The 294-nt window shown below is 41.5% G+C and carries 1 protein-coding gene; it reads left to right on the top strand.

All coding sequences use genetic code 11. The annotated features are described in order from the left end of the window. Nucleotides 1-294: hypothetical protein (locus ACFIKE_RS12040; protein WP_375650199.1), on the top strand; the 294-nt coding region annotated here is incomplete at both ends.

The following is a 294-nucleotide window of genomic DNA, read 5'->3' as shown; positions in this document are numbered from 1 at the left end:
GCAGTGAGGGAAGCAAGAGCTATGACAGTGTTGCAGATGCCTTTGATGGTGTTAATGTTGCCTTCACAGGCTTTGAGCAAAAAGTTAACAACCAGATTACGGAAAAAGTGAATGATGTTATTGGCGATAAGGTTGATGATATTATAGGTGATAAGGTTGATGATGTTGTTGGTAAGAAGGTTGATGAAGCGATCTCTCAAGCCAATGAAAAGAGCCTTGTTCAGCAAGATGCCGACACCAAACGTATAACGATTGGTTCAGCTGTTGCTGGCAGTGAAATCAACATAGCGAATA

Source organism: Bartonella sp. MU70NMGDW (assembly GCF_042194085.1).
Taxonomy (GTDB): domain Bacteria; phylum Pseudomonadota; class Alphaproteobacteria; order Rhizobiales; family Rhizobiaceae; genus Bartonella; species Bartonella grahamii.
The sequence above is the reverse complement of the archived record's forward strand: the minus strand, read 5'-3'. Positions and strand labels throughout refer to the sequence as shown.